This window comes from Roseateles sp. P5_B10 (assembly GCF_056400485.1).
Map to the genome: position 1 here is coordinate 1 of NZ_JBFULE010000477.1, position 4,092 is coordinate 4,092.

Genomic DNA, 4,092 nt, shown 5'->3' on the forward strand with positions numbered 1-4,092 from the left:
GGCACCGAGTCCAGGCCCTTCACGTAGTACTTGCCGAAGTTGCGCGCCTTGATGGCGGCGAGCTGCTCGGCGGGCGCGTTGAACTCGCCGCCGGCCTCGTCGGGGCCCTTGTGCTTGGCGACGATGCCGCGCAGCGTCGTGAACGGCGTCCAGGTGCTGCCGTCGGTGCCGGGGTTGCGGCCCTCGACCTTGCCGTAGCTGATGCGCAGCGTGCTGTTGGCATCGGCGTAGACGGCCTCGCCGCGGCTGGCGTGGTAGTCAATCATGGCCTGCTGCACGCCGGCATAGGCCTTCTGCAGCTTGCCGCCGAGTTCCTTGTCGCGGTTCTCGAGGCGGCGGTCATCGTCGTACAGCGCGACGGCGGCCTTGATGAAGGCGTCGTCGCTGGCCTTGAAGGCCGCCACGTCCTTGTCCAGCCAGGCCATGCGCACGGCGGTGTCGGAGAGCTTGCTGCCCGCGTAGAGCTTGTCCAGCTGGGCACGGATGCTGGCTTCGTCCTGACCAGTCTTGAGGCCGTATGCATCCACCCAGGCCGGGTTCAGCGTGTTGGCCGGCTGGGCCAGGTACTGGGCCAGGAAGTGCGAGGCCAGGCGCTTGTCGGTCTGCTCGTCGTAGCGGCGGTCCAGCGTCTGCTGGGCGGCGCGCAGGCGCGGCAGGTCGCGCTCCTGGTAGCCGGACTTGCGCTCGGCATCGGGCTTGGCGCGCTCCTGYGCCACGAGGTAGAGCTGGCGGGCCGAAGTCAGCAGGGCGGGCGTCATGAAATTGGCCAGCAGCTCGGCGCGCGTGATGGCCTCGCGCTCAGCCAGCAGGCTTTGCGCCGCGGCGACATCGGCGCCATAGCGGGCCTTGCGTTCTGGCGAGCCGTTGACCCAGGCCTTGAGCTTGTCGAACTCGGCCTTCTTGCGGGCCAGGATGTCGCTGCCGTCGTAGCTCTGCTGCTGGCCCTGCAGGTTCTTGTAGTAGTTCTGCAGGCCCTGCATGCGCGCGGCCATCTTGATCTCGCCGTCACGGCGGCCGGCGGTCTCGGCCTTGATCAGGTCGATGGCCTCGCCCATCACGCGGGCCTGCGTGGGCTGCTGCCAGCCGAAGGCGAAGTCGACCTCGGTGGGCAGGCGGTGGCGGTCGGTGCGGCCCGGGTAGCCGGCCACCATGACGAAGTCGCCGGCGTTCAGGGGGCTGCTCGCCATCTTCAGGTGATGCTTGGGCAGATAGGGCTTGTTGTCCTTGCTGAACTCGGCCGGCTTGCCGTCCGGGCCGACATAGGCGCGGTAGAAGCTGTAGTCGCCGGTGTGGCGCGGCCAGACCCAGTTGTCGGCGTCGCCGCCGAACAGGCCCACGCCGGTGGCCGGCGCGTGCACGAGGCGCACGTCGCGGATCTCGAGCTGCTTGATGAGCTGGTACTGCAGGCCGCCGAAGAAGGCGTAGACGTTGCAGCGGTGGCCCTTGTCGGCCTCACAGGCGGCCACGAGGCTCTTCTCGGTCGCCTCGATGGCGTCGGTGCGGGCCTTGCCGGTCAGGGCGCGGGTCTTGTCGTTGAGGATCTCGGCGCTGACGTCCTTCAGGTCCACGGTCACCCACATGCGGCTGCCGGGCGCGGCGGGCAGTTCATCGGCCAGCGTGGCGGCGTAGAAGCCGTTCTTCAGCAGGTCGCGGTCGGGCTTGGAGTTGTACTGGATGCTGCCGTAGGCGCAGTGGTGGTTGGTCACCGCCAGGCCCTGGGGCGACACGAAGCTGGCCGTGCAGCCACCCAGCGACACCACGGCACCCATCGGAAAGTCGGTCAGATCCTTGAGCTTGGCCGGGTCCATGGCCAAACCGCCAGCCTTCAGGCTCTTGGCGATCTGCGGCAGTTGCTTGGGCATCCACATGCCTTCGTCGGCATGGGCGGTGGCTGCGGCCAGGGCCGCGAGGGCCAGCAGCGAAAGGGAGTGACGTGTCATGGAGCGGTTCGGCAAAAAGACGAAACCGCGAGGGTAACTCGGGGGCGGCAAATCCCCGGGGTGAGGAAAGGCAGGCTTCGGCTGGCGGGAAGCCCCGCGATCAGGGGACGGTCAGCCCCTCAATGCGTCATACCGATCCATTCGCCGGCGGATTGATAAGCCTCGAACAGGTCCAACGCCAGCTCGCGCAGGCCGGGGTGGTCGCTGGCGTGGCCGTCGGCCAGGCGCTCGTAGGCGTACTGGCGGTCGTAGAGCATGCGCGTCGGGTTGATGGCCAGGCCGGCATCGTTCATCAGCTGGCCAAAGCGCAGCAGGTCGCGGCTGTTGACCGGACCGCTGGTGGCGCCCGCCACCGTCAGGCCGAGAGCGCGGATGTCGCCGAGATTGACGCCCTGCGCGATCTTCAGGCCGCTCCAGGCATGACCCGGGTCGCCCAGGCCGCGGGGTTCGTCGGCGGGGATGGGGATCAGGTGCAGCGGGATGAGCATGACGGGCCTCGGACAGCTTGGCTGTGATGGCTGCCATCGTGCCGGGGCCTCGGCAAAACAAAGACCGGATAAAGCCCGAAAAGACCGGGCTTGTCCGCGCTGATGCCGCTCAAGTGAACTGCAGGTCGAGATCGCCGTGCGCGTAGATGATGACGCCCGTGTCAGTCTCGGTGATGCGGTGGCCGGTGCCCGCGGGGGCCAGTTGGTAGTCGCCTTGCTGCAGCAGGACGTCATCGAGGAAGAGCTCGCCCTGCACCATCAGGCATTCCTCGTCATGGCCGTGGCTGTGCACGGGCACGCTGGCGCCGGGGTCGRCACGGTAGAGCAGCGCGGCCTGGCCGCCGCCCGCCCACAGCACGCGCCGGCGGATGCCGGGCGCGAACTCGGGCCAGCCGGCCTCGGCGTCGCGCACCAGCGTGCGCTCGCTGGCGTGGCCCTCGGCCTCGCGCACGAAGACATGGGCGCCATCGCGGGTGGCGAGCTGCGGCGTATTGCCGGCGGGCAGCAGCAGGAAGTCGCGCAGCCCCAGAAGCTCGCCATCCACATCGACGCTGCCGCGCACGACGAGGAATTCGCGTGCGCCGGCAGCGGCCAGGTCCAGGCGGGCGCCGGGCTGCAGCTCGATGACGCGGGCCGCACGCGGTTCGCCCGGGCGCAACGCCTGGCCCTCGGGGGCACGGTAGAGCCAGCGTTGATGGACGCCGTCGGCCAGCGCCTCGGGCTCGGTGCGGCGACGGCGCACGGTGACCATGCCGCGCTCGGCGTCGAGCGATTGCTGCAGGCGGCCGCTCAGGCGTTCACCGAGGCGGCCGGGCGACGCGGGGGCCGCCCAGGCGCTTGCAAAGGGTTCACTGAGCAACGGCGTCATGTCGTCACCCGCATCGGATTCGGGGCTGGATTCGGGGGCGGATTTGGAGGTAGGGGGCAGCGTCGTCATGGCGTCCTCCCTTCAGGCCGGCAGCGCATGCGCGCCAGTGTCGCCCAAGGCCTCGCGCAGTGTGATCAAGGCGCGGCGGATCTGGGATTTGACGGTGCCCAGCGGCAGGCTGGTCTGGCTGGCGATCTCTTCATGCGACAGGCCATTGAAGAAGGCCAGCGCGACGAGCTGGCGCGGCTGGGGCTTGAGCAGCAGCAGGGCGCGATGCAGTTCGGCATGGCCCTGGGCCACGGACAGCAGCTCGTCGCCGGACTCGGCCGCGGGCGCCGACAACGGCACGCTCTCTTCGTCGAGCTCCTCATGCTGGAAGCGAGCCTCGCGGCGGATCGCGTCGATGGCGCGCGAGCGGGCCATGCCCAACAGCCAGGTCAACGGCCGACCGCGCTCAGGGTCAAAACGCGGCGCCTGGCGCCAGACCTGGAAAAACACCTCCTCGGCCACTTCTTCAGCCAGCTGGCTGCGGCGTACCAACCGCAGCACCAGACCGTAGACGCGCGACAGCGTCGCTTCATACAGGGCCAGCAACGCGCGCTCGTCGTGGTCGACGATGCCCTCGATCCAGGCGGCAAGCTGGGCGTCGTCCAGCGAAGGGCAGCCGGGCTTGGCGGCGGCGGCCTCGATGGCACCGCCCTCTTCCATATCGGCGTCCGGCAGCTCGACGTCGTCGAACAGCAGCGCCGGATTGGGTGGCTCGTCGACAGCTTCGGTGGGGTGTGGCAGGGTCATG

4 protein-coding genes are annotated in these 4,092 nt (G+C 69.3%); all 4 read right to left on the bottom strand.

Annotated elements, in window-relative coordinates; all coding sequences use genetic code 11:
• Nucleotides 1-1,940: S46 family peptidase (locus tag AC1DU6_RS22225; protein ID WP_477859656.1), on the bottom strand; the 1,940-nt coding region annotated here is incomplete at its 3' end.
• 119 nt (nt 1,941-2,059) lie between these two features.
• Entirely contained in the window at nt 2,060-2,428 is a 369-nt protein-coding gene (locus AC1DU6_RS22230; RefSeq protein ID WP_056198000.1) for a hypothetical protein, read from the bottom strand.
• A 109-nt stretch (nt 2,429-2,537) separates the two neighbouring features.
• The gene (locus AC1DU6_RS22235) at nt 2,538-3,365 is read right to left on the bottom strand and encodes a cupin domain-containing protein (protein WP_477859659.1); all 828 of its coding nucleotides are present in this window, start codon (nt 3,363-3,365) and stop codon (nt 2,538-2,540) included.
• A gap of 12 nt (nt 3,366-3,377) precedes the next feature.
• Nucleotides 3,378-4,092 (bottom strand): sigma-70 family RNA polymerase sigma factor (locus AC1DU6_RS22240; RefSeq protein WP_477859661.1); only part of this gene is annotated, 715 nt, incomplete at its 5' end.

Bases quoted from the DNA above. Each gene is read 5' to 3' on its own strand.
- AC1DU6_RS22230 (WP_056198000.1), bottom strand. From the start codon at position 2,428: ATGCTCATCCCGCTGCACCTGATCCCCATCCCCGCCGACGAACCCCGC.